The following is a 26,857-nucleotide window of genomic DNA, read 5'->3' on the forward strand; positions in this document are numbered from 1 at the left end:
GTCGGATCTAGACGGGGAACTGCGTCGCCGTCCCGGCGACGATGACCCACGTCACGAGGACGGCGTTGATCGTCGCGCCGACCCAGACCCGACCCGTCTTCCTGAAGAAGTAGGTGCTGACGAAAGCCACGATGCTGAGCAGGGCGACGAACTGCAGCGCCAGGATTGTCAGCAGCGGGTGGCCAAGCGGCAGGGGCTGGCCAGTCAGCAGTGGGATGTACTGAACCGCCAGCAGCACGACGAACCCACCGACGACGATGAGCCAGTTCGTCGCCATCGCGCGGCGGAGCGACCGGGACTCGCCCTCGGGACGGAGCTGACCGTGCAGGAGCGCACCGAGGACGACGAAGAAGGCAAACAGCGGCAAGAGATACGAGAAGCTGATCCGGAACTGCGCCGGGGACAGGAGTTTGATGGCGAACACCCAGATGCGGAAGTCCGTCTGGAACAGGAACGCCACGACAGCTTCCAGCAGATACAGCACACCGACGGTAACGACACCGGCCAGGACCGAGACGCCGACTGTCCGCGCGCCGTCGCCCGTATCGAGGCCGTAGCTCGCCAGCGACACCGAGGGGTCGTCCGCGTTAGTCGTGTAGTGCCACACCGCGAACAGCACCGCGGTGATGACCGCGTTCCCCAGCGCCCAGACGATCACGCCGTTGTTGATCTGCTGTGGGAACAGCCAACTGAGGCCGATAATCGCCGGTGCAACGTCTTGCAACGGGAAGTACGTCACAATCGGAATCGCGGCGGCGAGCAGCGACGCCCCGTAGCGTTTCGCGCCGGTCATCCCCTTCCCGTCGGGGTACTCCCGTCGGAGCCTGTCGGTCGGTGCCCGGTCGATGAGCAGGCCGCCGACCGGGAACAGCGACAGCACGCCGCCGATGAGGGCAACAAAGGTCCCGAGCGATTTCCAGTACCAGACCTGGTTGCTCGGGTCCATCTCGTCTTCGCCTTCGAGCGTTAGCTGGAGCCACTCGATGGACGCGCCGATGGCTGCGGTCGAGAAGTGGTCGCCGGGGTGAGTGGTTGCCGGGGTGTACAGTTGCCGTGCGGTCCCGTCCTCGACACTGCCGTAGGTACGCCCCTCCTCGACGGCGCTGTCCGTGCCGAACACCGTCTGGAGTTTGTCGCTCTGCTCAACGTCGGACGCACTCGCCGTCCCCCACATCAACGGGGCGAACTCGTCGTACTCGCTGAACACGACGGCGAGGTTCCGTGGGAACGAGTCAGTACCTTCGGGGGCACGGTTCGACCCAGTCGATGACCCCTCGATGACCATCGACTCGTACCCGTCCGGATGGGCCGCGGCCGCCGTGATGACAGTCCAGCCACCCATCGAGTGGCCTTCGAGCCCGATGTTTTCGTTATCGACGTAGTCCAGCGACCGGAGATATTCGAGGCTGTCGGGGCCACCGTAGCCGTTTTTGAACGCTGGCGGGTCCGAGTAGCCGTGGCCGGTCTGGTCGATAGCGAGAACCACGAAACCTCGCCTTGCGTACTCGATAGCGAACGGCGACTGCGTCTCCTTCGAGTTGATGTAGCCGTGGACGGCTAACACCCCCGGCTGTGGGGAAGCGCTGCTCGCCTCCTCAGGGATGTACAGCGTCCCGCTCATCATCGTCCCGTTGGTCCCGGAGAACTTCACGTCGCGAACCTCGACGGAACCGGCGTCTGTTTGTACTGTCCATGCGAGCCCGCTCCCGCTGAATATCAGGAGTAGCGACACTGCAGCGACGAACCACAGTCGTCTATCATCGTTCATGATAATACCACGGACGCAGGTGAGACACTCAGTGAATTAAACTTACTGTAAACTCCAAGCCAACGGTAAAGAATTGGGAACGGCGCTGAAAACGGTATTCTAACCCGTTGAAATGGGTGGCAGGTTCCACCCACGTACTGGGCAGTGCTCCGATTCCCACTTCATTACCAATTATTCGGCGTTATCAATAAACCGGTTTATCGGGCATCTACGGTCACAAATAGCCACTTCAGTTTCAATTACTCGCCCCATGGACGAGGTTACGCGCCGCCGAGTTCGTTGGTCCAGAGGTGTTCGATGTCAGCTTCGAGATCAGCCGTATCGAGCGCTTCGACGCCTGACAGGTGCTCGCGGGCGTCCGTGAGATGCTGCTGGACCGCGGCCACGTCGTCAACCGACTTCGCGGCACAGAGCGACACCCGCGCCCGGTTGATTTCCAGCCGCTCCCCGAGCGCCTGCGTCACCGGGATGTCGTGCTCGTCGCCGAGCTGTGCCATGCGGTCTAGCACGCTCGTCGGGACTTCCAGCTGGGCCGCGAGCTCCCGGGACGGCAGATCGACCGTGATATCGGTCGTCTCACACTCGCTCTCACCCCACGGCGCGATAACGTACTCCTGCCCCTCTGTGGACATATGACACGGAACAGTCCGGACACTCATATTTACTCACAGGCTAACAGGAAGAATGAAGCGGATACCGGTCGGTTCGGTGGCGTTAGTCGTCGGCTTCGGCGGCCGCTGGCCGGGGAATCGTCACGTCCGTGAGCCCCGCCTCGATTTCCTCGCGTCGGCCCTCGAACTTCCCGGGCAGCACCAGCCGGCCACCGAGGTCATCAAGCGGTTCGTCGCTGTCGTACCCGGGGCCGCTCGTGGCGAGTTCGAACAGCACGCCGCCGAACTCCCGGAAGTAGACCGAGCGGAACCAGTGGCGGTCGATCTGTGACGTGGGGCGCAGTCCCGCACCGCGAACGGCCTCGCGCATCGACTGCTGGTCCTCGTCGGTCGGCGTCTGGAAGGCGACGTGGTGGACCGTGCCGTGGCCCTGCCGGCCGCCCTCGATAGTCGGCAACACGTCGACGTACTTCCCGACAGACCCCGTCGCGGCGTAGCGGGTCCGCTCGTCGCCGGGCGTATCGCCCTGTGCCTGCTCGGTGCCGACTTCCTCGAAGCCCATCTTCTGGAGCAGGTCCTCCGTCGGTTCGGGGTCAGCGAGCCAGAGCGTCACGGAGTGGAAGCCGCGGATGGCGGCGTCTTCGGGAACGAACTCCGTCCACGGCTCGGTCGGGTCGTCGTCGGGAATCCCGACTTCGACCAGTTCGACCGGGAGCCCGTCCGGGTCGCGAAACGGGAGGACGGTCTCGCCGAACCGCTCGACACGGTCGTCGTAGTCGACGCCGTACTCGTCGAAGCGGTCCTCCCAGTAGTCGAGGCTTCCCTCGGGAACGCGGAACGCGGTGCGTGAGACCTGTCCAGAGCCGACCTTCCCCTGTGCGTGGTCCTCCCACGGGAAGAACGTCATGCTCGTCCCGGGGTTCCCCGCGGCGTCGGCGAAGAAGAAGTGGTACGTACTGGGGTCGTCCTGGTTGATCGAGCGCTTGACGAGCCTGAGCCCGAGCGTTTCGACCCAAAAGTCCATGTTCTGCTGGGGATCGCTCGCGATGCATGTGACGTGATGGATGCCCGGAGTAGGGGTGGCTTCGGTCATTGGGAGCAATACGTGCCGGAACTACTTGAGTGACTGCTGACGTGAGTGTTACCGGGGTACAGTCGGTAGAAGCTGTTGGCACTGGCGAGTCATGCGACGGACAGCAGTTATATATGACACTGGTGGGACATTCGCGTATGGCAGACGCGGACCGGACAGCGATTCTCGGCGGGACCTTCACACCGATTCACAACGGCCACCGGGCGCTCCTACACAAGGCGTTCCAGACCGCAAGCCACGACGGACGTGGCGATGGCCACGTCATCGTCGGTCTGACGAGTTCCGAACTGGCTACAGAGACGCGTAGCGACCCGGGACACGCGGAGCAGTTGGGTGCGTACGACGACCGCCATGCCGCGCTCGATGCCGAGTTGGGCCAGTTAGGCGAGTCATACACCGCCACTTACGAGATTCTCCAATTAGAGGACACGCAAGGACCAGCCGCGACGCGGGCCGACGTGGATGCGCTCGTCGCCTCGCCGGAGGCGAAGGCACAGCGCCGCGCCTACGAACTCAATCAGCAGCGGCGGGACGCGGGGCTCCACCCGCTGGAGATCCACACGCCGCCGTTTGTCGTCGCCGAAGACGGCACGCGGATCAGCAGCACCCGGATTCGGAACGGCGAAATCGACGTACACGGCCGCCTGCTCGACGCGTCAGAGTGAGGGTGGTGTGAAAAGCGCCAGTTTCTCTGCGCGTCAGACCGTCACTCCATGGTATCCGGACCGTCCGCGTCCAGCCGTTCGGCGGCCCCCGCGACGGTCAGTGGCACGTCGTCCGTCCGGCCCTCGAACAGTCTGACGACTTGTGGCGGGCGCAGGTCACAGTCCCGCAACAGGTCAGTATCAGTCAGGATACGGCGGGTGGGCCCCCTCGCGGCAATCGTGCCGGTATCGTCGAGCAACAGGACCCGGCCCGCGACGTGCGGGACGAGTTCGGTGTCCGGCGTCGAGACGACGAGCGTGACGCCCTCGGCCGCGAGTTCGTCCAGCAGGTCGAGAATCGTCTCCCGGTTCGCGGCGTCGACGTTGCTCACCGGTTCATCGAGCAACAGTACGTCCGGTTCGACGGTGAGCGCGCTGGCGAGAGCAGCCCGGCGCTGTTCACCGCCGCTGAGCCGGAACGGCGGCTTCGACAGGAGGCCGTCGAGGTCGAGCCGGGCCGCGACTCGCTCGACGCGGCGGTCAACCTCCGCGCGCTCGCAGTCGAGTTGCGCCGGCCCGTAGGCGAGGTCTTCGCGAACGGTCGGGTTGAACAGGTAGTCCGCAGGGTTCTGCGTGAGGACGCTCAGACGGCTGCGGACGGTGTCGGCGTCGGTCGTCTCCCCGAAGTACCGGACCCGCCCGCCATCGGGGTCGACCAGCCCGCCCAGCAGTTCCAGCAGCGTCGACTTGCCAGCCCCGTTCGGGCCGAGCAGCGCTACGCGGTCGCCGCGCTCGATGGACACATCGACGCCGTCGACGGCCAGCGTTTCATCGGGGTATGCGTACCGGAGGTCAGTCGCCTCGATAGCAGTCACGCGACCACCACCACGACGGCGAGCGCGACGACCAGTCCGAAGGCGAGGTCGGCCCGCCCGAGCGGTTCCCGGGGCTGTGCCGGCGTCGAGCCAGTCCCGCCACGAGCGCGAGCGGCCCGCTGGACCCGCTCGCCGCGTTCCAGACTGCGGACGAGAAACGAGCCCACGAAGTTCCCCGAGTCGCGCCAGTTCCGGCGGAGGCTCGGCTCGGCGATGGTTCGACTCCGGCGAGCCCGGACCATGCGTTCGAGTTCGGCGAAAAAGAGGAGCAGATAGCGGTACGTGATTCCGAGCAGCGAGACGGCAATCGACGGGACCCGGAGCCGGCGAAACGCCGCCAAGAGGTCGGCGAAGCGGGTGGTCAACAGCAGCACGGACAGGAAGCCGACACACGCGGTTACGCGGACGGCGAACGTAAGCACGTAGTCGACGCCAGCGGCCGAGAGCGGGAGCGAGCCAAGCGAGGGACCACCCATCAGGATGGCCTGTGGCGCGACGACGACGAACGCGAACGCCGGCGGGCCGGTCAGCCGCCCCAAGAAAGTACGGATAGGTATCCGAGAAATGGCCGCAAGCACCGAAGCGAGGAGCGCGAGCGCGCTGACGACTGCCAGTGTCCGCTGTGTCACGGTAAGGGCGACGAGCGTCGCGACGCCGACGAGCTTGACCGTCGGCGTGACGGCCTGGAGAAACCCGTCCCGGTCCGGCAGGTCCTCAGCGAGCAGGAACCACTGGGCGCTGGCCGCGATGGCCGCAACGGTCCGGTCGAGCAGGTCTCTGCCGGACATCAGCTACTGCCGCTGGTCGGTATCCGCCCCGAGCAGGCGACCGATGCCAGCACCGAGGAGGAGCGTCAGTGCCGTTCCGACGACGGCCGACACGAACGTTCCGGTTGCACCACCGAGACCGGGGACGCCGTAGTCCGGGAACAGCGCGGTACCGACGGCGGTGGCGTGTTCCGTCGCATCGGTCGCCTCGGCGGCGTTTTCGAGCGGTTCGGCGTAGCCGACCTGACCGGCCGCCCATCCGAACACCGGCGCGAGCAATGTCAGGACCAGCAGCGCGGCGAGGGCACGAGGTAGCCAGTCGGGAAGATCCCGGGCCATCACGCACTCACCTCCGGGGCGGCGTTCGGTCGCAGGTCGGGGCGAGCGCGGGCCAGATAGCGGTAGACCAAGGCGGTGATGGCCCCTTCAATCAGGCCCAACGCGAGGTGCCCGACGCCCATTATCGACAGCGTCGTCAGCAACTGGTACTGGAACGCAGAGGAAAGGCCCAGCTGAAGGGCGGCGGTCAGCGCGCCGGCCGTAATTCCTAGCCACCCCGCGACGAAGGCCGCGCGGAACTCGCCGTATGGAACGAGCAGGCGATAGATGGCGTAGCCGACGTACACCTCGACGACAGCCATGTTGAACACGTTCGCGCCAAGCACCACGAGCCCGCCGTCACCGAAGACGAGCGCCTGAATCGTGACGACAGTCGCGACACAGAGCGCGCCCAGGTGCGGACCGAGGAGAATCGCCGCGAACGCGCCCCCGACGAAGTGGGCGCTGGTGCCCCCGGGAATTGGCCAGTCAAGCATCTGTGCGGCGAAGATACTCGCTGCGACGACACCGAGCAGCGGCGCGCGCGCATCGGAAATCTCACCGTTGACACGCTTGGCAGCGACGCTCAGAACGACGACCGCAAGCGCACCGAACAGCAACGCAAGCGGTAGATCGATATACCCGTCGGGAATGTGCATGCTACCCGGGTCTGGCCCCGGCGCGGTAATAATACTTTTTCATCGGGCAGTATTACTTCCGACGAGTGAGTATTACCGAAGCCCGGATATCCATATGCGAGCCCCTCTCTATCGACACACATGAGTGAGGACCTCGACCGGATCAGCCTGACACTCCCCTCGTCGATGGTCGACCGACTCGACGGTATCGTCGACGACTGGGAGTACGCGAGCCGGTCGGAAGCCATTCGTGACTCGCTACGTGACTTCTTTGCGACCTACGAGTGGGAGTCCGGTGACGAAAAACACCACCACGGAACCATCGTCATCGTCCACGACCACCACGTCTCGGGCATCGCAGACGAGCTTCAGACGGTCCAACACGAGATGGCCGACATCATCACGTCCGTCCAGCATATTCACCTCTCCCACGACACCTGCATGGAGACGCTGGTCGTCGAGGGCGCGGGCGGCAATATCACGGAGCTAGCCAACCGTCTCCGGGCGATTGGCGGTGTCCAGCAGGTCAAGGTCGTCGTCGTGGACGAGTGAGTTGTGGGCGTGTGAGTCGCCTTCCCCTCGAAAATATGAGACTCCGACCGCATTGCAGACCGTTTTGCCAGTGGTGGACATGGGCCCTGCCGGTTTCGCCGTTCCGTCATGCGGTTACTAAAAGTAAGTCGATGAGTCATTGTTACACCTCCGGAAGGTAATCACGGCGCTGTTCGGACTTCTCACGCTCGCCACGGCGGTCGTAATGTTTGTCGAGAATCTGATCGCTCGCGTTCAGTCGGTCCGACACCACACGGCGCGGGACATCCTCACGCCGATACGCGGTGACTCTGCCACTCCGAACGTCATGTGGTGACCGAGCGGATGGACACGTCGAAGCCTTCCGATTCGACGTAGCTTCGCACTCCTCCGGATCGCGGTCATGCGGGCATTCCGCTCCCCGCCAGCATGGCCGGGTCACTCTATACATCGTCGTCCGGAACGTCGACGTGGAAGCACGACCCTGCGAAGTCGTAACGAGCGGCCGACGCCCGTGTTCATCGAAGACCGGTTCACGCGGCCCATCAATGTAGTCCTGCAAAACGTTGGCAACGTGGTCACTGATAGCGTTCCATCGCTGTCCCTTCTCCCCGTTCTTTAGCGGCGTATCGGTCTGTGGGCGATGAACAAACTTGATGCCTGGATTGTCCTGTTCGAGCTCGCAGTCATCAACATCCAGTCCACGAATCGCGCCCATGCGGGCACCGGTATGCCACAACAGCAGGGCGATGACGTGGACCCTTGATGCGTACTTGTACATCTGGAGATAGTCGAGAATTACATCAGCGCGCTCGGGGTCGAGCGTAGATGCACTCACCTCGCCAGCGTTGCTGATCGTCGGCAGTGGGACCTTCGTCCGAAGATCCTCGGGAACTGCATCCACCTCAGCAGCGAATCGGAGGAACGAACGGACCGTGGCCAGCTGCCCTCGGAGGGTTATGGGCTCGATCTCGTCGCGTCCCTTCCCGTTTCCTTCACGCCGCCAGACGCGATAGGCGTACAGGTCCCGGCCCGAAAGGTCGTTCAAGTTCTCAATACCCTCTTCGCGGCAGAACTGCTCGAAGGCTTCTAACCGGTACTCCTGTGACTGGATCGTTGATTCAGTCAGTTCGTCCTGTCGGGCCTTGAGGTACATATCGACGGCTCGGCCCGGTTCCAGTGGTTGGAGATCGTTACTCACGCCATCTCACCTCCGCGCACTGACCGCCCATCGTCAAAGCTGCGGGCCGCACAGCCTGAACAGATCGGCTTGAGGGTCCGTGCATCAATCCCGTCAGCGTCAGCTCGACAGGTGGCGCAACTGCCGTCGTCAGAACTATTCGATTGCGATGCTTCGGTGTTCGTGCGGGGCTGTAGCCCCGTAATGGTGGATTCGCTCATGCTCACACAGAGCGCGAAGCCACCTTTTCGGGCGGTGTACCAGACCGCCCGTTCGTCACGAACCAAGGAGAGTCATCTTCAACCGAATCAGGTGCTTCGCACATCCACAAACAGGCCGGCTATGCATAAATGCATTGGTGGCCTTTATTCGAATTGTTAGTGAGAAATAAGATAGTCTATACTCTTGTGGGAATTGAATGCGTCAGTCAGGATCTTGGATGACTATCTGGGATGACCGAATACTGGAGATAATCCGCGAAGAGGAATCAGGAACCTCAACGGAACTCGCAAAGCGAGATGAGATCCATATTGCCCAGTCAACGGTTTCTCGTCGACTACAGAAACTTAGCGAACATGATCTCCTCCGCGCTCTCGGAAATGGGGTTTACGTCCTCACTGATGAAGGAGAAGCATATCTCGAAGAAAAATACGACGCTGAAAGAGAACGCTACATCAACGGTGGCGGATCTTCCGACGGAGAAAATGGTGCTGATGCGGCTGACGGTCCCGGAATCAACAGCTGACGACGTTGCCCTAAATCATGTCACGCAAGCCCGCCAAATGGATGGTCCCGCTCGATGAACGAATTCTCGAAATACTGAAAGCCGAAGGTTGGTCATCACCTCGATACATTGCCGAGAAGGTATCGCTCCGTGCCTCTGTGGGCCGTGTGCGTGAACGCTGCCGGATGCTTACGTACGCACAGATGATCGAACCGCTGACCCGCCAGTTCCAGAACTACGATATCACAGGGTATGGGCTCCGGTATCTGGAAGGTCGGTTAGATGCCAGTAATCAGCCGTGGCCGTCAGCGAAGAAAGTACTGAGAGGTTAGTAGACGAGGTATCGGAAAGGGAGTTGAGCGCCCGGAAAAAGGATTATGAGTTCAAATACATAAATCAGCATCCAGAGTCCAATTGTCCATCCGCTTTTCCTGAACTCCTCATAAGACGGGTCACCATAGGCCACATACAAAAAACAGGAATGGTCGTGAATCAATACAGCGGAAATTCCCAAAAAAAGACCAGAAAAGCCAAATCCAATATATCCTACGGTCATTGGCAGAGCATAGAAAATGAGTGCAATAACGACGATCTGAATGACTAACTTTGCACTGTCTTTACGAAGGGCAGATCTCAAATCATTTGCTGATGGCATTTCCTGCGGCATAGAAGAACGCTCTCGCCATTGTTCTCGGCTTGATTTTTTCTTTTCTGCGATAGATAATTTCAGAAAAAGGACACTCATAATCCCCCACAGTGCTCGAAAAGTTTCCATATCCTCGAACCGCTGTTTGAACTTTGCATGCCACCAAGCGCAGTAGTCTCTAAACACCAATTCTTGTAAGAGTACCAATATAGTCAACCCAAAGAGTGTAATGATTGAGAATATCCATCGCGGAGCAATATTGGTGAAACTTCTAGCTGACCACGATATATATACGATGAAGCAGATAACAGCACTTGTTGATGATATTTCAACAATTGGCCGAGTTCGATTCAGAATCTGAGCCGTTGGGGCAAATGGACTTGCGAGAGCAATACGCCGAACGAGCGTTATAAAGAGAAGTACGAAGGCAGTAAACTCCCCAATAATCGAATACTGAGGGATAGGATACGTGAGAACGAGTGTTGCTAAAAAAGCAGCAAATGCTATCTCAAAGTCAACACTTGACGTAGGTTGTTTTTCGAAAAAACGATCTGCGAGCGGTTTAGGTTCCTTTCTCATTTATTCTGTATTAATTTCTGAGAGGTGAATAAATAGCTAAGGTTTAGATGGAGATATACTGGTATGTAAAGTGTGACCGCTCTCTAAGTTCTACACTAATTTGACTGTAATATGTTGAGTTAATATTGAATGTCCTATTGCTTGCATACAAGGCCCTTAGACGGTTGCTGAAAAGGGCAAACTATGAATTCAGAAATGAAATTGTCACTCAACATATCCTTCTCGTTCTAATAGTTCTCTACCTTCGTCAAGAATCGTAACCATATCCGTCTCCTGGATGAACTCAACATAGCCAATATGGTGCATCCTAAGACATCTCTGTTGTACTTTGTCAGAATCGTAACTCAGTATTGACTGTATTTTTTCGAGAGAGACTTCTCCACCCTGGGACGCGATCACATCCAGAATACTCAATTGGAGTAATTGGGTATCGATATCTAACTTGTTAAACCCATTAAAATCGTCGTTAGCAGGTTGCTCTTCATACTTTTCTACTTCAGCATATGCTTCCTCAATTTCTGACTCAAGAATTTCCAGCACATTTTCAGCAGTAGCTTTGATATTTGCCTCAGTATCAGAACTGACCTCTCCCCACAGGTTATGGGCTAGTTCGTTTCGGCGAGAAGCCATTGATTGCAGGTAGCCGTGCTCCTCTTCAGTAATTACGCCAAAGAGATGTGCTAAGCGGATACGGTCTGTGTGTCCCATCCCTTCAATAATATCCATCTCGCTACTTGAGAGAGAACCTTCCTTCTGGTTTTGAAATTCCAATTGAGACTGTAACTCAAGATAACTCTCAAAGAAGGCACTCTGTCTGATTATTAGTGGTTTGAATTGACCCGCCTCCTGTAGTTTCTTTTGTTCTTCTACCTCCTCCTCTACGAGTGAGAACAGAGCCATTCTCACTAACTGCTCTTCAGCAAGTCTGATATAAGGTGCAGCACGTCCGAAATCATCTAGCCACTGTTCGGGTGGGTTTGAAACTAGAATCGAGGGACCCTCTTCTAATTCCCCTGCTTCACTCGGCTCAACCTCTTCTGCGTGTTCTGACATCCTCTCGGCCATTTCGTCAATATCCGTCCTATAGAAATTTTTAATTGAATTGAAAGATGTGAAATCTTTCTTGATGCGATTCCGCCACTGTTCCATGGGAAAGTTCAAATTAAAACCAGAATCCTGATACGTCACTTCAATCTCATATATTTGTCTCTCCTCACTCTCTGACATATACTGTGATTAGATGTTCGAATTATAATATTGTCGCTACTATTACCAAGTCGAAGGCGGGTCTTCGGGACGAACGGCTGCCACGGTGGAAAAGATTAGTCGTTGACAGCGACAGTCTCTTCATACCCGATTTCGTATGTCTTGGGGATGCTCAAGACTTCGGCAATTTCTTGTTTCTGCTGAACAGTCAAATCTTTTCGTGCCAGTACCTTCTGGATTCGCTCGTGCATTCTCCACGAAAACTCAGCAGATCGCATGAGTGCCTTCGTCTTGTTACAGTCCCAGAACTCAGCAGCCTGCTCAATGGTGTCCGTGCGATGCGCGTGCTTACCGTCTTCACGGATTCTCATACAGCCCGCTCGTGAACACGAGGTCAAAAGACAGGTATTCTCGACTAACTCGAAGCCCGATTACTGATAAAGACCGCTGCGGCCCATGCCCATCGCGGCACGATCACACCGACAGTCCAACCCGATTGGTTACGAGTATGCACACGGCCAGTTCCCGCTCGTGTGCATATCGCGTCGAGCACGATCTTCGAGCTGCAACCCCGTGAGGTAGCGCTCGGAAATGCTATTTTTCGGTGTCCGAGCTGTTAGTTTGTTTTCGAATTTGTCGGAGCACCCTGTCAGCTAACTCGTGTATTTCTCTCGCGTCTGTAGACCTATAGGTGAAGTGTAATCCGTATTCATGGAGGTTAGGTGTAGCAACCAACTTGTCGTCGACATTTCTTAGAAATGATTCCCCACCCCAATGACCCATATCGATGTTCGGAGAGTCTTCTTCTGTATAGATCTCGGAAGCGGGTCGAAAGTCTTCGACTGAGAATCTACCTGTGGAAGTGAAAAATTCTCGGCCATCTGCGATTTGCATCGGATCCTTTTGATAGACTTTGAACACAATAGCGGTATGTCGTCGAAACATCCATAGGAAATTTTTGAGAGTCTGAATAAGCCGATTCCTTATTCTGCCTTTTCCAACCTCATCTTCCTGTTCTTCTATCTTATTTAGAATATGAGCAGCGGGATATGAGAGTATACGAGGACGCCATTTCACCTCGTAAAATGTTGGTACTATTTTATATTCAGAGGTCTCAAATGGTTCTAAGCTATTTAGAGAGGAATGTATAGCCGATTTAATACTAAAACGGTATGACAGAACCGCAAGAACGGTAGCCAATCCGGCGATAAACCCTTGGCTGATGGCCGCCCCAACGTTTTGATCTCCAAAAGGGATTGGAACAAATATGCGAACAATTGCTATTATTCCAATGATTCCACTAACCCATCCGATATCACCGCCAATACGCTTCTGAATGAAAATAGAAGTAATCATAATCATTACAATTGCGATAACGATCTGTATATCCGTACCCAAAGAAGGAAATGAAACCATACTTTCCTGTCTACATTTAGTTGCATAAAACTCTACCTCTCCACGAGCTATCTACATTTTCTACCTCACTTTTACCGAACCGGCAAAGACCGGCGGGCGTGGCCGCACTCGCGGCCAGACCACCTATGTTCGGAAAGATAGACATTGAAGACGCCCTGGCCGGTGTGATTTTCACCGCCAGCGCGTTCGTCACTAACGGTATCGCCTCGATCAGCCTGCTCGGCTACGACCTCGCCGCGTCTGTGTTCACCGTCCAGGGCACGAGCATCAACCTCGCGTTTCTGCTGTCGCTCGCCGCCCTGGCGATGGCGTATGCGACTAACCGCGTGAACGAGAGTCGTAACAAGAACTACCAGCTCGACACCGACCTCGTGGATATCGCCAAGGGCTCGGCCACTGTCGAAACGTACCTCGCGCTCGGGACGCTGGTCATCGTCCTGTTCACCGGGCTGAACATCCTCGGTGCGCAGGATATCGTGGTCGGCTCGGCTGCCATCGGCCTTGTCGTCGTTGGCGTCGAGGCTGCCGGCTACTACGTCATCAGCTACCTGGGGTGAATCCGATGGACCGCATACTTAGCTATGGGCTTATGGGCGTCATTGGCGTCTCTGGGTCCACAATCGCCGCGGCTGTCATCGGCTCTCCGCTCCCTGTCGTCAGTCCCGCCGTCGTCGCTGGCGGCGTGATCGCCGCGCACCACGCACAGCAGAAGGACACCGCTGCCGGCGCTGACGACCAAGAGGTTCGCACCAGCGTCGAGCAGGTCGAAACCGACGGAGGGCGTCAACAGTGACCTGGACCCGCTCCATCCTACTCGCCACTCTCATCGTCTGTTCCGCCGTCATCGGTACCGCTGGTCCTGGCCTCGCTCAGTCGACGGCTACGGAGACGGCAACGGACTCCGGACCAGTGACGAAAACCTTCGAGACAGGCCCGCACAAGGTCGATATTGACTTGTTCAATGTGTCGTCTGAAACGACTATCACGGTGATTACCGACGAGTCGCCCGCTGGCGACAACACGGCGATTCTGAAAAAGACCGTTAGTGGGTCTCAGAACAGTGCTCACTTCCGAAACGCCGGTGCGTATGAGTCCTTCACGGTGAAGGTAGAGGGCGCTGACGGTCCTGTGTCCATGTCGAAAGGTGGCGTCACAGATGCATGGACACCGGGCGACTCCGGCAAGTTCCTTGGAGATACGGGCGGAGACCCCGGGTTCACTTACGACCTGAGTGAGCAAATCGGGGAATCGCTGATGCCCCGGGTAGTCCAGCTGGACAGGACCGGGCTGCCGGGGACCGCAACCGTGGATACGTCGGGCACGGACGCCGCACAGACGAAATTGGACATCTACCAATCGGCGCAAAACCAGAAAGCCACTGCGGACGGCTACAAGAACACGCTCAACAACTATCTACAGGATAAATCCACTCAGGCCCGCATTATCGGCAAGAACGCCTATATCAAGTCCCTGAACAAAGGGAGTAGCAAGTCCGCGGCGAAAACCGCGGCAAAACAGGCCGTAGCGGACTACTACGCCAAGAAGCAGGTCAACCTGATGAACGAGTATGCGGTACTGGCACAGAACTACGACTACCTCCACAGTGTCGCTAACAACGAAAGCGGCATCTCATCGACTCTGGACAGCAATCAGGACACGTTCGTGGGGACGTACCACACCCATCCGTACGGCGACGGCGGTCAGATTGAGTATCAGGGCCTCAATTCAGTGAGCTACACCCTCACAAACGGCAGTAGCCACACGTATCAGGCCCCGAAAGTGTTCGTCGACGCTGGCTACGATAGTGGCGACAACATTAACCCGACACTGACAGTTCACACAGCACCGAACAATGTTGAATCGTCCGCTGGTTCTGGCCGATCCAGCGTCCACCTCGAATCGCTGATGATTCGTGCTCCGAACGACAATTACCAGAACCTCAAAGTCGTCCAGTGGCAGGAGTTCAACACCCTGAACTCCGAGATTCAGAGTCAGAACACCCAGGTCCAGAACGAGATGGACACGCTGGCAGAAAACACCTACAGCGCCTATCAGAGTGGGGAAATCAACAATAGCGACCTTGTCGACCCCTACGTGCTGGCTAACCAGCAGTCAGCAGGCGACGACTTCCAGGGCTGGACCGCCGCACAGTTGACCCTGATGGGATAGAACTCCCCGGAGAACTTCGATCAGATCGGGAGCTTCAACATCACCACCGAATCCGGTACGCAGTACGAAGGCGTGCTGTTCTCCCAAGAGAACCCGGCCAGCGGTCAGTTTGAGGCAAACAACACGTATAACCCGGACCAGATTGGGGGCACGCAGTACGTCGTCACCAGTGACCGCATCGTGGAACTAGAGAGTAACTTCACGGTGGACGATATCACCACTACGGACGGCCAGAACGTCCAGAACGTTACCATCGAGAAAACCACCTACAAGACCTCGAACGTCACCGAACTCAAACAGCAGTACGAGGATCTGGCATACAAACGCGCACAGATCGAAGCCCGCGAAAAGGCTCTGAAACAGTCTGCTGGCGGTGGCTTGCTCGGTGGCGGCAGCGTTCCGCCTGTCGTGGCCCTGGCCGTCATCGGCACGCTACTGGCTATCGTCGTTCTCCAGAACTAACCCACCCATGCGCTCCATTTTCTTCGTCGCGCTGCTCGTGGTCAGCCTCGGCTGCGTCAGTGCTCCGACCGCCGCACAGTCCGCGGGCAACCTCCCCGCCGAAACACCCGGCCCACAGCCCACAGCAAACGCCACCGAAACCACCCGTATCGACGGACAGACCGAGATTGTCGGATCAGAATACCTACCGAATGAGGGCATCGCTCGCATCACGCTCCGGTCGAGTGCGGTCCAGACCGTGACGATCTCCGACGCCGGCCGCTTCCAGGAAGGCGGGAAGATTCCCGTCCGCACAGTCGCCCTGCGCTCGGACGACACCGCCACTATCGAGATTCCCGTCACCGAGAAAGACGGCTACGTTGGTGTCGCAATTTCCACCGAGAACACGCCATTGTACGCCGAAATCGTTCAGCAGCCCTCGGGTGGCGGACTCGACATCCTCCGCGCGCTCTCGTCGTTGCAGGCGTGGCTCGCCGGGGCAACTGTCGCGTTCATCTGGATGATCGTCGCCGGCTACAACGTTATTCGCGGCGAGAATGGCCGTCCGGAGGTAGCATGAAGCCCGCACCGACTTTCCAGAACAACCGTGACCGGCTTGTCTACCTGCTTGCCGAGTACAAGCTACTGATAGGCGGGATGCTCGCCGGTGCGGCCGTGCTGTTCGCCTACTACCAGCCACAATTGCCGACCCTGCCGACGTGGATTCCCGCCGTCGCCGTCGGCTGGCTCGTGCTGGCGATTCCCTGCTATCTCGTCGGTGCAAAGATCGCCCGTTGGCTCCGTCGCCGCAACTGGGTCGAAGTTCATCACGTCAACGCCGTCGAGGACACCACCGAGAAGTACTACGTCCCGCCCGAACTCTGGCGCGAGAAGGAAATCGACGGCCCCGATCCGTACCCCGTCAACGGTGGCAGTGCGTGGGCCGTCCGCGAGTACGAGTATCTCGAAGACATCGGCCAGCTCCGCGTCGAGGGCGTCTGGCTGGAAGGCTGTCAGGATACCCAGCTGATGACCAGCAAGAAACAGATGCAGGACATCCACGGCTGGCTCATCGACCGCGCCGAAGAACTCGCCGCTATCCGTGGCCGGTGGAGTCGCGGCAGCGTCGAGCTGCAAAAGAAACTCGTCACCGCTGACGCCGAAGCCAACGAGCGCGGCCAGATGATTCAGAAAACAGCGGCCAAGGAGACCTTCGGTGACCTCATCGAAGACGGCGAGAATCCCGAAGACGCACCCACCATCCACGACCTCACCGATGCACCCGATCCCACGGCGGACGCCGCTGTGGGCTATGGGCAGGACGAACCGACCAACGAGCAACCGCAGGACCCACGACTAAACGATGACTGACGACGGTAACGACCTCTACACACCCGCACAGTTCCGCGAGTATCAGGATGGTTACGGCCAACGTGATCCCAACGAGGTACACCAACACGCCGGAATCGTCCGTGATGAGAAACTATCGCGCTATCTCTCGATACTCGAAACGCATTACGATCCACGCCACTGCGACCGGCCCGGAAAGATGCCGGGACAGGCCAAGGACCTCTCGCACGTTCGGGAGATCGTCCGCATCGAAGGCACTGAAACAGCACGGCGGGCCATGGCGAATGGCGATATGCAGTCGTTGAAGCACTTCACCGGAGACGCCGGCCAGCGGGCCGATATCTCGGGTATCAAAGCCATCGACCAGCTCCGGGCACAGATGACCGGCCCCGCACCGATGTTCTACGAATGGGCCGAACCCGGTACAGGAAAGTCAAACTTCGCCTGTCTGCTCGGACAGCTCTGGAAGGAACAGCAGCCCTCGGACGCCCTGGTTGCATCGAACATCCGCACACTCGAAGAGACCGACGAGTGGACCGACTCGGACGGAGATCGTCGTGATGGCTGGCTCGCCAACTACGGTGAGCTGAACGAGTGGCTGAAACAGGACGGTGATCCCATGCACAACGAGCAGGTCCCGAAACTGTTCATCTTCGACGAGGCCAGCAGCAACGCGGGCGGAAGCGGGAAAGACGGCTACGACACGAAAACCAAGCTCGGGCCGCTCACGTACAAGATCCGGAAGTACGGCGGTTCGCTCATCATCATCGGCCACGACGGCCGCGACGTGCATCCGCTGGTTCGGGAACTCGGTGTTTGTGTCCACAAGGAGGGGCTGAAAGAAGCGACCTTCTACGAAGACGTACGAAACCGGAAGGGCGTCAACCCGATCTTCTCAGTGTCGGGTATCCCCGAAACGGACTGGCGCTACGACGACAAGGAACCGACTACCTGGTCTTGGTCAAGCGGAGAGGATGACGGTGACGAGGTAGACCCGGAAGACCTCTCTCGGAAGCTTGCGATCTACACTGTCATCACGGCCAAGGAATCGGAACCGGACAGACCAAACCACGAGATTGCCGATTTCGTGCCGTACAGCGCCGAATGGGTCCGACAGCGCTGGAACGAGTATCAGGACGACGGAAAGTACCGCAACGTAGTTGGTGAGGTGACGGAGCTAACCGCATGACAGCGACAGGATTCGCGCAACCCAACAACAACCAACCCCCCGGCGTACCCCTGTTGTTGGCCCATGGCGTGCGCTCGCGGTGCGAGCACGCGCGAGCCATGGGCAACGGCCGCGAACAGCCCGGAGGAGTATCTATATATGACGCACGCGGGGTGCGCGAATGAGTCGAAGCCACAAAGCCAATCACTATGGGACGCTCGTCGAGCGGAAAGCCGCCGAGCGGTACGATCTCGAATTAGATCGATGCAGCTGGCACGATGCGAAGCGAAAGGATGGAACGCCGGTTGAAATTAAGGCCGCAATGCACCGGCACGCTGACGGCCGGCCTGGGACGTTCAAGCTCTACGACCAGTATCACGAGAAGCTACGGGCGGCAAACGGGTGGTACGTCTTCGGCGTGTATCGGGTTCGTGGGCGGGGCATAGAAGTGTTGGAGTGGGAGACTAGGCACTCGTCGCGATTGCCTCGGTTAGACTGGCATGGAGGAGGAGACCACCGGAATAGCAAACAGACAAAATTACACATTTCAGAGATGACTGAAAATTAACATTAAACACTATGGCTCAAGAAACCCGATTCCTCTGACTTCCTTATGTAAGGTATTCATAGCATTTAGTGCACGATCAACGTCGTTATCTATATTTGATATATGATCGCTATCTAATAATTGCTGACTCTCGATGTCGTGGACCAATTCATTGCGGATTGAGATTACTCGACGTATTTTATCGATTGTTTCTTTCTCAACTTTACCAGTCCTAAGTAGAAGCTCTTCTCTTTGTTTCTGTGTCATTTTCTTTATTAATCCCTCAGTTTTGTTCGTGCCGGCATATTCTTCATTTATAAGCTCTTCCTCAAACAACTCGGAGGTCAATTTTTCGATGACGCCTGTTGACAAAACATAAAATAATAAGATTTCGTCAAGTAGACGGATTCTAATCCGAACTCTAATCACTTCATCCTTAGCGTCTTCAAATATTCTATCGAATTCTTCGGGGTCTATTTCTTCATCAACCCTTTTATTTAAATTCTCATATTGTTCATCGCGATCCACATCATCCCTCACTGATTTGAGTATTTCATCATACTCCTCGTGGATATCTAATCTCAAACGCGCTAACTGAAATCGCGCAATACCTATGGCATCGATAGGAGATTGCGGATCTGTTGTTGATCGAACTGCTCTTTCTTCTAAAATCTGGGTCTCTATATTAGTGAAAGATCCAGAATCTGCCTCTCCGATCAGGCCTTTCAGCTTTTCATCAAGTTCATCTACAATCTCCTCTGGATAATCAGAATTCACATACGGAACTAAGACTCAGTAGCTATGTCACTTTGGGTAATAGTGGTTGATGCCTGTGCGGTGTATTTTGGAGAAGTGGCCTTAGCCACACGACTAAGGGGAACCCGGAAGCCTGCGCACCGGGTTCCCCCTGGTCGCGCGGCTGGGTGATGTGACCAGCGGGAACGAACCCAGCCGCGCGACACGCGATTTTCGGGGAAAGAGCACAGTATTGCCGCAAAATCAGTGTGTTGGATAGTGATGCCTCTATTCAGGTGGCACGCTACCCGCCGTGCCACTCGTCAGCTGGCGGACAGCCGGCCGCCCGCCACGCCTCGAAGTCGAAGCCTTCCCGCCCCTTCTCAGCCGCCCGCGCTTCACGCAGGTAGTCGCCCGAGCGGTACGCTGTCTCGAAGGCTTTCGAGAGGTCACGGAACCGCTCACGGCCGGTCTGCACTGTCTCAACGACGACGTGGACACCGTAGGTGTTCTCCTCGACGCACTCGGTGTACGCTGTCTGGATTTCGCGCATGATGGTCTGTGCTTCCTCGAAGTCGGCAGGTGTGTAGCCAACTTTCAATAGTTTCCGGCAGTCGTCAGCGTCGGTTTCCGTGATTGCATACTCCCGGCGGATTCGCGCCCACCGTGACCGGGAACGTTCTTCGGCCGCGTCGGCCAACTCCATCGTGGCGCTCCCGATCTCCTGCTCGAATCGCTCGCCTGCTGCGCGGACCCGCTTCAGTAGCTCCTGCTGGATCTTCTTCGAGGACAGTTCCATCTCGCCGTAGGTGTGCTCGATCAGCCCCTCCATCCGCTGGATGACAGTCCGAATCGTCCGGTACGTGTAGCCGGTTTTCTCGGCTGCTTTCTGTGGTGAGACCTTCCCACCGTCGGTGAGTAGCAGTTCCGTCACTTCGCGGTCGGCAGTGGTCATGTCTCCCCAGAGCTGCATCACGCGGTGTTCCTGGTCGTCTTCGATCTTCGGCAGTGGACACTGGACAAACTTCCGGGCTTCCGTCGTATCCCGGATGTTCCAGAACGGATCGAAATCGACGAACACACTGCTCTCGGCACTCGTCGCCAGCCCACACCAATCCAGACAGTTCAAGATCGTCTCTTCGAGTTCACGCCGGGCGTCATCGAGGTCGTCCCACCGAACGGTCTGCTCGGTTCGGCTGGTCTGGTAGGACACCTCGAATTTCGGATGGTACGGGGCCTGGTCCGGTTCGTAGTTGTCCGGGTGGTTCGGATAGTAGTGTTTGAGTTCCTTCCCCAGCCCATGCCCACGGACCAGCTGGTCGGCTTTCTCGTCTTCGACCGTGGCCGTGACGTAGTAGCCGGGCAGTTTCGTGTTGTCTTCGACGTGCTTGCGATACCCCGACCGGTCGCCCTGAATGAGTGTGTGACAGCGCGCTATCGGTCCATCCGGCGCGTACAGCGGCCCGCTGTCTTCGCGGTGTAACCGGACGTAGTAGGCCAGATCGTTGATGTGACTGTCAGGGTGTGGCTGGTCGAAGTACCGCGCGGCAATCCCGTAGGCATCCATCACGCGCTTCACGAGCGACAGATACCGCTCGTGGGGGATGTTGGACGCCTGTACCTGCACGTCGATGTAGGGCTCGCCGTACTGGGGCACAGAGACAGGTTCCCCGTCGGCTGTGAGATTCGGCCACCGTGGGCGGACAGTGATCGTCCCGCCCTTCACGCGCTTGTCCCGATCTGCCCGCTTCCCCTCGTAGGTGGGCGAATCCTTCGCAACGAAGTAGAACTGGAACTCGCGGACGTTCTGGATCTGGAACTCCGGATTGTCCCAGGCGTCCAGACCGCTCTCGGAGTAGTCGAAACAGGTGGCCCATGTCTCGCCCGCGAGTTCGATATCCCGTGTGGGTTTGCCTTCGGTCTCCCAGCGGTCTCCCCACTCTTTGATGAGTGAGTCCATCGCGTAGTAGGGTTTCAGCCCGTAGTCCGAGACGCCGGGGTCGGGATGCACACCAATCGTAAAGCGCACGTCGCCCTCATGAGGGGCGCACTTGAGGTGCCGCGACATCCCTACCTCCCGTCCTCGATCTCCGTGACGGCCTGCTCGACTTCGGCCTGACTCTGTGCGAGAGGTTGGTGGTTTGTCCAGTCGAACTGAAGGGGTTCACCCGCTGATACATCGTACAGCCGGGATGCTCGGACGAACCACGTCATGCCGAAGTCACCTCCACTTTCTCGCGGGCTCGACGGAGCAAGTTGCCGACAGTTCCGGGCGAGCGGCCAGTCTGGCGGGCGTACTCGCGCGGCCCATACTGGCCCATGCCCACAGCCTCGTACACTTCTCGTTCGGCGTCAGTCAGCGGCGACAGGTCCGGTTCGTAGTCGAAAAGAGAAGACTGGGGGCTCACCGCCAGTCACCTCCGAAACACTCCGGGTTCCCACAGAGTTTGTAGTGCGGCCGATACGCGGCAATGGGAACCTCCGTGAAGTCCGCGTCACTTCGGTAATCGGCTTCGGGACAGGCGGGTGTTGGCTCAGCAGCGTCCGGATCGAGGCGGTGTAGCGTGTCCGCGTACTGCGAACGGTTCCGCACGCCCTTCTCGGGCAGCGTAGTGGGCGCTGACGCTTTACTCATCGCCCGCACCTCCGGATCGCAAAATCGCCAGACGGCGGCTACCCCCAACAAGATGCTTGTTGAACTCAGAATTTAGCGGGGGTGTCTTCGTACCCCGATTCCGCTGTTCTCCGCCCGCTCGCACACCTATCGCTGCCGGTTCGTAACGGATACGCTTCGGGCAGAAACTGGATGGGCCCTGCCGGGGAGTATCCAGAATGTGCTGGGGCGTCAGCCAGCCGAATGTATATATTTCAGAGCCTAAAACGAGGTTTTGGGAAGACCCTCCTCGCTTATAAAGAAGGGAAAGTACTGGAGAGCTTCACATCAGAATAGTCGTATTAGCTCTATAGTCGTGGTACCAGTATATCAGCAACCGATAAGCAGTCCGGGATTACTGTTCCTGTAGCCACTACTATTAGATCATGAACGCTGTAATTGCTATCACACCGAAACAGACGGACAACACCGCACCAATGACAGATATGCGGACATACGAATGTTTCCGGTTAGCGATAGTTGAGAGGGAATGGTCGCTGCGTAGCAATTCTTTACTTCGGTTCTCAGCGTCAAGCTCCATTATTTCCTCGACATATTTTTCTTTATTTTTGTCAGCATTTTCTGCAAAGTACAATAGATCCCCATCTCCCTCTCTTGGGAAGACAACAACGGCAGCTGCAAGAATACTGCCAAATGCCGCGATGGTCGTAAGGGCTGTCAAGCGGTGAAAGGTGGGACCACCGTCTTTCCAGATCGGAGCGACGACGTTCGCGAATAGACCTAAGAATGCAAATTGACCCGTCAGCAGCATTGATGCTTTTTGATCAGCACTCCGGATGCTTGACTTAGTCTGAGCAAGTGCTTCAACGATGAACTGGTTGCGGTCCGTCATCAGGTGTCTATCCCCGAATCCCGTGTGAGCTCATGAATGGAAATCGTTGTTCGTCCGTCAATATCGTCAAGATAAGCTTGCTCTTTTTCTATTCCTTTAATATTCCAGGAACTTGGGAGTGTTCCCTCAAACGCACCGACACGGTCACGAGCGGTGCCGTCAAGAGCTAAAGTATGTGCGTCTTCTGTCGCATACCCTTTAGACTCAGGATACCCGCCGATGCGGACTGCTCGAACGTGTGCCATCTGTGAGCTAATTTGCTCCTCTGTTGGGTCTACTGTCACGTCACCAGTCGGCACGCTTGCGAGAGTCGCACGTTGGTAGGCGCTACAGTCGTCTGAAGCCTCCAGGATAGCATCAAGAACATCTACTGCCGTTGAGAGATCCTTAGTAAACACGAAGGTCTGATCGTCCTGCGTCTCCTGGAAGTGACCATCCTCAGGATCTGTTATAACGGTCTCAATTGCGTTGGTAACCGCAGCCCGGACGGCACTCTTCCGTCCTTTGCGAGCCAATTCTGTTGACCCCTTGGTGTCGTGCCAAACGACCCAGCGTAGTTCATCTCCCGTAGTCGAATCGTCGCTGGACTGCTCAGGGTAGAACCACTCCATCATTTTGTCCCACTCGGATTGGGTAAATCGCTCGCTGTACGCCGCATCAAGATTCCTATAAATACTTTTCATTTGAGGGAAGAGGTCAGCTAAGAGTGTAATCCCGTGCCGCCGGTCGTCTGCTAAGACTTCGGGCGAGAGATCACGTTTGGGAATGGCTGGGACTGAAGTCACTCCGAGGTCGAACGTGGGTAGGTCATCAAGATGTTGCCCGTCACTCCGGGCGGACTTCGCATATGAATTCCAACGCGCCTGTTGCGTATAAAACTCATCAAGTTCTGGACCGGGATGGCGCTCCTTCGCAATGATGGCCAGAGAAAGATCAACAAGCGCACCGAACAGTGCCGCGAACCGCTCGCTTGCTTCTCCCAATTCAAGCGTACGTTCGGCTAGTCCAGACGGTTGATACCCACCAGTTTGCTCAACATCAGTGATGTTGTCAAGATATGACTCAATCGAAGATTGGTATATATTTGTCATTAGCCCATCATCCTCAAACCAATCTTCAATCTCGGCGACATACTGGTTTAGATTATCCCACAATCGATGTTTATGTTCGATACCTGCGGCCGCACTCTTCGCGGCAAGGATTTGAGATCGTCCATCTTCAAGTTCGTCAACAATTGGATTTTCGGCGGTTAATGCGACAAGTTGCTCGTTCGATTCAAACCGTTCAATCATGTCTGAGAGGTCATCTAAGGCTTCTGCGACGGTGAATGCAGGATCCCGAAAGAACAGCTTCAAAAGTTCACGCATCGCACAGTGGGCCGCATAGTCGCTCCGGCAGGTAGTGATCGCAATTAGATGGTCCTCACCTATCTCTTCGTAGATTGTCGCCGCCACAATTGCAAGATTACTGAACTCGCCAATACTCGAACTGTCAACAAGTTTCTTAGCGCTATCAATCTGGTGAGACTGTTTCCATTCTTGACTGTTTCGGAGCCCACCTGTGTCAGCGTAAGCGGCGATTCCTTTTCTGACACACCACTCGCTGAACAAATTCTCGGTACCAGATCCGACCTCCTCGACCAACTGGATTCGGCCGTGTCGATACATTGAAGGGCCGACATCAATTTCCTTGTTTTTGCCTGGGAGTATCGGCGGATCTGAGAGGCGCGAGTGAAGTTTGTTTGCAGTCTGACTCTTCCATAAATCGGCTTTGTGAAGTTTGTCTGAAAGGAGCATTCCTGTCTTCTCAAAGCCAATTCGGGGGAAATGACTGTCCCACTCCGATTCAACATGGGAGAAGAGGTTATCGGTAACAGCATCAATTAAGTATGCGTACAGTCGTTGGTTGAGGACTCCTTCTCCATGTCGGTACGCTCGTTCAAATCGATCTGACCGTTCGTTGAATATTGGTATCTGAACACCAGCATCAACTAGAAAATCAAATGCAAGTGAAAGCGCGACTTGACCCCCATCACTAGTCACGTCCACACCGTTGTTTTCGAGGATCTGGCGCAACTGATAATAGTTAAAACCGACGCCACGAACTCGCTCAGCCGCGAGTTCAATGCTCTCGAAAATTGTTGCAAGGTTATCAGAGAGAGGCTCTGCAGGATCAACGTTTGCTTGGATGAACGAATCTATCTCGTTGTAAAGGTCTTGCTGGTCATCGTCAAATTGTACAGGGTGATTTGGATCAGCATAGCCAATCTGCGTTGGGCCATCATCTGACAACTGCACAGAAACATCCGCGACACCAGCGACAAGTTCTGGGTAATGGTCATGGAGATACGATTGAATTCGGTTAGCGAAGTCTGGACCGAATAAGTAGTTGAGATCAACAAACCGAAGATGGTTGTCCGGACCATGCTCAAGCAGATTCAATTCGTCTGAGAAATACGTTTCCCGATAGGCTAGCCCGTTCAAGTAACTTACCAAATACCAAATTAGTCGATAATACGCAAGCTCTGGATCGTCATCGGTAATGTAGTTGCGCGCATCATCCACAAGAACATTTAGACACTCAAACGGATTCTCAAAGACGGCGATATTGGTGGTATCCTGTTTACGGACTGAAAATATGGAGATAGGAGTGAAGACGAATTCCCCGGTTTGGTGGTCAAGATAAGTACGAAGTTTTTCAATTTTAGTATCTGCAAATCCGTTAATTAGAACCTGATCAGTGACATACGGACGGTTCTGGCCACCGGGAACAATTGAGTATCGACTGAAATCGCTTTGGCGCTGTGCGACAGTAGTGAGATTGTAGGCATCGTCAAGTGCATCTAAGTTTGGAAGGGACTCAACGCCCGGTGATGTACAAAAGATTGCGTGGTCAACATCGTAGGGTTTGTTCAGATATCGGAAAGACTGAGCAAGATTTGATGTAAATTGAAATCGCTTGGCTTTATTTAATTCAAGCTGATAATTAACATCCTCATGATGAGCCGCATCGGCGTCTGTTACGAGCGTTACGGGATCAACAGATGCGCCATATTCTGATTCAAGTTTCGTCGTGAGGGTTTGGACTGTCTCACCGGTCTTCATCACATCATCAAGCAAGACGATATCTTGTCCCTGTAACTGCGTCTGTGGTATGAATGCGAGGGATTTTTCGGAAAGGACATGCACATCGTCGTCGAAACCAAGCCCAACATTTTCCATCAACTCCACAAGCTGTGGACCGCTTCGAGTGAGAGCGACTATAAAATCCGGATCCTGTTCACGAACATATGCCGCCATCGATTGAAGAGCATCTTTGTACCAGTTGACAAATTCAATCGACGGGTCTGAGCGTGTTGTCCGTGTCTGAGAACTATGTGTGTACATCAATACAGAGTGAAATATTGAATCATAGGTTTGTGAAGAGTAATAATATTTTTGCCACTATTGGTTTCTATTATAGGGGGACTGCTTATTTATCCGAGAGAGGGCAGGCTATCATAGCCAGTTCGATGACAAACTAACAGGGGAGGAATTTGAGCGATTACGGCGGATTCGATTCGGTGTTAACAAGCGAAGGATCATCTTGTTTTAAAACGGTGCGCCAGCATTTCAATACGGCCCTCGTGACGACTTCCACCTGATCAGCCTCGATACACGACGGAACCTTGGTGTTCGCGTCCGGCGGTTCGTGGAAATACTTTTGTGGCACGTTCGGTTCGGGGTGGCGGTCAAAACGAAAGTCGACGCCATCTGTCTCGGTATAGTGGAAATTATAGCAGTCCCGCTCGGTCCAGACGATATCAAATCGACCGGACGGACTGGAACCAAAGCCCTCACCGACGGTAATATTCAGTTCGGGCTGTGGGTCAAGTCAACCGCTGAGATCATGATGGGTCACCAGCGGTTCGTTCTTGAGAAAGATGTCGCGAATCCGCTGGAATGC

General features: G+C 56.3%; 28 protein-coding genes and 1 pseudogene. 10 read left to right on the plus strand and 19 right to left on the minus strand.

The genetic code is table 11. The features are described 5' to 3' along the window. Positions 1 to 7 precede the first annotated feature (7 nt). From ACNO8S_RS13385 to ACNO8S_RS13395, 3 genes are all read right to left on the minus strand, one after another. Positions 8 to 1,768, minus strand: a complete 1,761-nt coding sequence (locus tag ACNO8S_RS13385) for an alpha/beta fold hydrolase (protein WP_014041395.1) — start codon at positions 1,766 to 1,768, stop codon at positions 8 to 10. A 260-nt stretch (positions 1,769 to 2,028) separates the two neighbouring features. Next, complete coding sequence (locus ACNO8S_RS13390) at positions 2,029 to 2,400, minus strand: hypothetical protein (RefSeq protein WP_050007460.1); 372 nt, start codon at positions 2,398 to 2,400, stop codon at positions 2,029 to 2,031. A gap of 82 nt (positions 2,401 to 2,482) precedes the next feature. Further along, entirely contained in the window at positions 2,483 to 3,472 is a 990-nt protein-coding gene (locus ACNO8S_RS13395) for a ring-cleaving dioxygenase (protein WP_050037125.1), read from the minus strand. A 137-nt stretch (positions 3,473 to 3,609) separates the two neighbouring features. Here ACNO8S_RS13395 and ACNO8S_RS13400 point away from each other — a divergent pair, with 137 nt between their 5' ends. Beyond that, on the plus strand, positions 3,610 to 4,137 hold the full coding sequence (locus ACNO8S_RS13400) for a phosphopantetheine adenylyltransferase (protein WP_050007467.1): 528 nt from the start codon (positions 3,610 to 3,612) through the stop codon (positions 4,135 to 4,137). Positions 4,138 to 4,178: 41 nt separating this feature from the next. Here ACNO8S_RS13400 and ACNO8S_RS13405 read toward each other — a convergent pair whose 3' ends face one another. The 4 genes from ACNO8S_RS13405 to ACNO8S_RS13420 are packed head-to-tail and all read right to left on the minus strand — an operon-like array spanning position 4,179 to position 6,735. Further along, positions 4,179 to 4,991: an energy-coupling factor ABC transporter ATP-binding protein gene (locus tag ACNO8S_RS13405; RefSeq protein ID WP_050037126.1), complete on the minus strand. Its 813-nt coding sequence runs from the start codon at positions 4,989 to 4,991 to the stop codon at positions 4,179 to 4,181. Then, positions 4,988 to 5,779: a cobalt ECF transporter T component CbiQ gene (cbiQ, locus tag ACNO8S_RS13410; protein ID WP_014041400.1), complete on the minus strand. Its 792-nt coding sequence runs from the start codon at positions 5,777 to 5,779 to the stop codon at positions 4,988 to 4,990. The genes ACNO8S_RS13405 and cbiQ overlap by 4 nt, the downstream gene beginning before the upstream one ends. Before the next feature lie 3 nt (positions 5,780 to 5,782). After that, on the minus strand, positions 5,783 to 6,097 hold the full coding sequence (locus tag ACNO8S_RS13415; protein WP_014041401.1) for a PDGLE domain-containing protein: 315 nt from the start codon (positions 6,095 to 6,097) through the stop codon (positions 5,783 to 5,785). After that, positions 6,097 to 6,735, minus strand: coding sequence for an energy-coupling factor ABC transporter permease (locus tag ACNO8S_RS13420; RefSeq protein WP_014041402.1), 639 nt, complete (start codon positions 6,733 to 6,735; stop codon positions 6,097 to 6,099). The genes ACNO8S_RS13415 and ACNO8S_RS13420 overlap by 1 nt, the downstream gene beginning before the upstream one ends. Before the next feature lie 120 nt (positions 6,736 to 6,855). Here ACNO8S_RS13420 and nikR point away from each other — a divergent pair, with 120 nt between their 5' ends. Continuing rightward, positions 6,856 to 7,266 carry a nickel-responsive transcriptional regulator NikR gene (gene nikR / locus ACNO8S_RS13425; protein ID WP_008307710.1) on the plus strand — a complete coding sequence of 137 codons (411 nt, stop codon included), beginning with the start codon at positions 6,856 to 6,858 and terminating at the stop codon, positions 7,264 to 7,266. 142 nt (positions 7,267 to 7,408) lie between these two features. On the opposite strand, the gene ACNO8S_RS13430 is transcribed toward nikR, so the two are convergent. Next, a complete protein-coding gene (locus ACNO8S_RS13430; RefSeq protein ID WP_336358731.1) occupies positions 7,409 to 8,401 on the minus strand; it encodes a tyrosine-type recombinase/integrase in 993 nt (330 codons plus the stop codon). Between the two features lie 442 nt (positions 8,402 to 8,843). Between ACNO8S_RS13430 and ACNO8S_RS13435 the strand changes: the two genes are divergently transcribed. Continuing rightward, positions 8,844 to 9,170 (plus strand): helix-turn-helix domain-containing protein, encoded by a 327-nt coding sequence (locus ACNO8S_RS13435; RefSeq protein ID WP_420182064.1) that lies wholly within the window; start codon positions 8,844 to 8,846, stop codon positions 9,168 to 9,170. A gap of 307 nt (positions 9,171 to 9,477) precedes the next feature. On the opposite strand, the gene ACNO8S_RS13440 is transcribed toward ACNO8S_RS13435, so the two are convergent. The 4 genes from ACNO8S_RS13440 to ACNO8S_RS13455 all read right to left on the minus strand — a co-directional run bounded on the left by ACNO8S_RS13440 (position 9,478) and on the right by ACNO8S_RS13455 (position 12,996). Further along, on the minus strand, positions 9,478 to 10,374 hold the full coding sequence (locus ACNO8S_RS13440; protein WP_420182065.1) for a hypothetical protein: 897 nt from the start codon (positions 10,372 to 10,374) through the stop codon (positions 9,478 to 9,480). Between the two features lie 204 nt (positions 10,375 to 10,578). After that, complete coding sequence (locus ACNO8S_RS13445) at positions 10,579 to 11,601, minus strand: hypothetical protein (RefSeq protein ID WP_420182066.1); 1,023 nt, start codon at positions 11,599 to 11,601, stop codon at positions 10,579 to 10,581. Positions 11,602 to 11,696: 95 nt separating this feature from the next. Further along, positions 11,697 to 11,951 (minus strand): DUF7692 domain-containing protein, encoded by a 255-nt coding sequence (locus ACNO8S_RS13450; protein ID WP_420182067.1) that lies wholly within the window; start codon positions 11,949 to 11,951, stop codon positions 11,697 to 11,699. A 223-nt stretch (positions 11,952 to 12,174) separates the two neighbouring features. Continuing rightward, positions 12,175 to 12,996 carry a hypothetical protein gene (locus ACNO8S_RS13455; RefSeq protein WP_420182068.1) on the minus strand — a complete coding sequence of 274 codons (822 nt, stop codon included), beginning with the start codon at positions 12,994 to 12,996 and terminating at the stop codon, positions 12,175 to 12,177. 125 nt (positions 12,997 to 13,121) lie between these two features. Here ACNO8S_RS13455 and ACNO8S_RS13460 point away from each other — a divergent pair, with 125 nt between their 5' ends. From ACNO8S_RS13460 to ACNO8S_RS13490, 7 genes and pseudogenes are all read left to right on the plus strand, one after another. Beyond that, positions 13,122 to 13,553: a hypothetical protein gene (locus ACNO8S_RS13460; protein ID WP_420182069.1), complete on the plus strand. Its 432-nt coding sequence runs from the start codon at positions 13,122 to 13,124 to the stop codon at positions 13,551 to 13,553. Positions 13,554 to 13,558: 5 nt separating this feature from the next. Next, positions 13,559 to 13,789: a hypothetical protein gene (locus tag ACNO8S_RS13465; RefSeq protein WP_420182070.1), complete on the plus strand. Its 231-nt coding sequence runs from the start codon at positions 13,559 to 13,561 to the stop codon at positions 13,787 to 13,789. Then, positions 13,786 to 15,627 (plus strand): annotated as a pseudogene (locus tag ACNO8S_RS13470) (hypothetical protein). The gene ACNO8S_RS13465 and the pseudogene ACNO8S_RS13470 overlap by 4 nt, the downstream one beginning before the upstream one ends. Before the next feature lie 7 nt (positions 15,628 to 15,634). After that, positions 15,635 to 16,186: a hypothetical protein gene (locus ACNO8S_RS13475; RefSeq protein WP_420182071.1), complete on the plus strand. Its 552-nt coding sequence runs from the start codon at positions 15,635 to 15,637 to the stop codon at positions 16,184 to 16,186. Next, a complete protein-coding gene (locus ACNO8S_RS13480) occupies positions 16,183 to 16,977 on the plus strand; it encodes a hypothetical protein (protein ID WP_420182072.1) in 795 nt (264 codons plus the stop codon). The genes ACNO8S_RS13475 and ACNO8S_RS13480 overlap by 4 nt, the downstream gene beginning before the upstream one ends. Then, positions 16,970 to 18,145, plus strand: coding sequence for a hypothetical protein (locus ACNO8S_RS13485; RefSeq protein ID WP_420182073.1), 1,176 nt, complete (start codon positions 16,970 to 16,972; stop codon positions 18,143 to 18,145). Before ACNO8S_RS13480 ends, ACNO8S_RS13485 begins: the two co-directional genes overlap by 8 nt. Positions 18,146 to 18,305: 160 nt before the next feature. Then, on the plus strand, positions 18,306 to 18,692 hold the full coding sequence (locus ACNO8S_RS13490; protein WP_420182074.1) for a hypothetical protein: 387 nt from the start codon (positions 18,306 to 18,308) through the stop codon (positions 18,690 to 18,692). Positions 18,693 to 18,701: 9 nt separating this feature from the next. On the opposite strand, the gene ACNO8S_RS13495 is transcribed toward ACNO8S_RS13490, so the two are convergent. From ACNO8S_RS13495 to ACNO8S_RS13525, 7 genes are all read right to left on the minus strand, one after another. Continuing rightward, complete coding sequence (locus ACNO8S_RS13495) at positions 18,702 to 19,448, minus strand: hypothetical protein (RefSeq protein ID WP_420182075.1); 747 nt, start codon at positions 19,446 to 19,448, stop codon at positions 18,702 to 18,704. A 262-nt stretch (positions 19,449 to 19,710) separates the two neighbouring features. Beyond that, positions 19,711 to 21,474, minus strand: coding sequence for a MarR family transcriptional regulator (locus ACNO8S_RS13500; protein WP_420182076.1), 1,764 nt, complete (start codon positions 21,472 to 21,474; stop codon positions 19,711 to 19,713). A 2-nt stretch (positions 21,475 to 21,476) separates the two neighbouring features. Further along, complete coding sequence (locus tag ACNO8S_RS13505; RefSeq protein WP_420182077.1) at positions 21,477 to 21,620, minus strand: hypothetical protein; 144 nt, start codon at positions 21,618 to 21,620, stop codon at positions 21,477 to 21,479. Beyond that, on the minus strand, positions 21,617 to 21,814 hold the full coding sequence (locus tag ACNO8S_RS13510) for a helix-turn-helix transcriptional regulator (protein WP_049938980.1): 198 nt from the start codon (positions 21,812 to 21,814) through the stop codon (positions 21,617 to 21,619). Before ACNO8S_RS13510 ends, ACNO8S_RS13505 begins: the two co-directional genes overlap by 4 nt. Next, positions 21,811 to 22,041 carry a hypothetical protein gene (locus ACNO8S_RS13515; RefSeq protein WP_049938981.1) on the minus strand — a complete coding sequence of 77 codons (231 nt, stop codon included), beginning with the start codon at positions 22,039 to 22,041 and terminating at the stop codon, positions 21,811 to 21,813. The genes ACNO8S_RS13510 and ACNO8S_RS13515 overlap by 4 nt, the downstream gene beginning before the upstream one ends. A gap of 397 nt (positions 22,042 to 22,438) precedes the next feature. After that, positions 22,439 to 22,912 (minus strand): Pycsar system effector family protein, encoded by a 474-nt coding sequence (locus ACNO8S_RS13520; protein ID WP_420182078.1) that lies wholly within the window; start codon positions 22,910 to 22,912, stop codon positions 22,439 to 22,441. Then, the gene (locus tag ACNO8S_RS13525) at positions 22,912 to 26,298 is read right to left on the minus strand and encodes a phosphoribosyltransferase (RefSeq protein ID WP_420182079.1); all 3,387 of its coding nucleotides are present in this window, start codon (positions 26,296 to 26,298) and stop codon (positions 22,912 to 22,914) included. The genes ACNO8S_RS13520 and ACNO8S_RS13525 overlap by 1 nt, the downstream gene beginning before the upstream one ends. Positions 26,299 to 26,857: the final 559 nt, after the last annotated feature.

This window comes from Haloarcula sp. KBTZ06 (assembly GCF_048595605.1).
GTDB lineage: Archaea > Halobacteriota > Halobacteria > Halobacteriales > Haloarculaceae > Haloarcula > Haloarcula hispanica.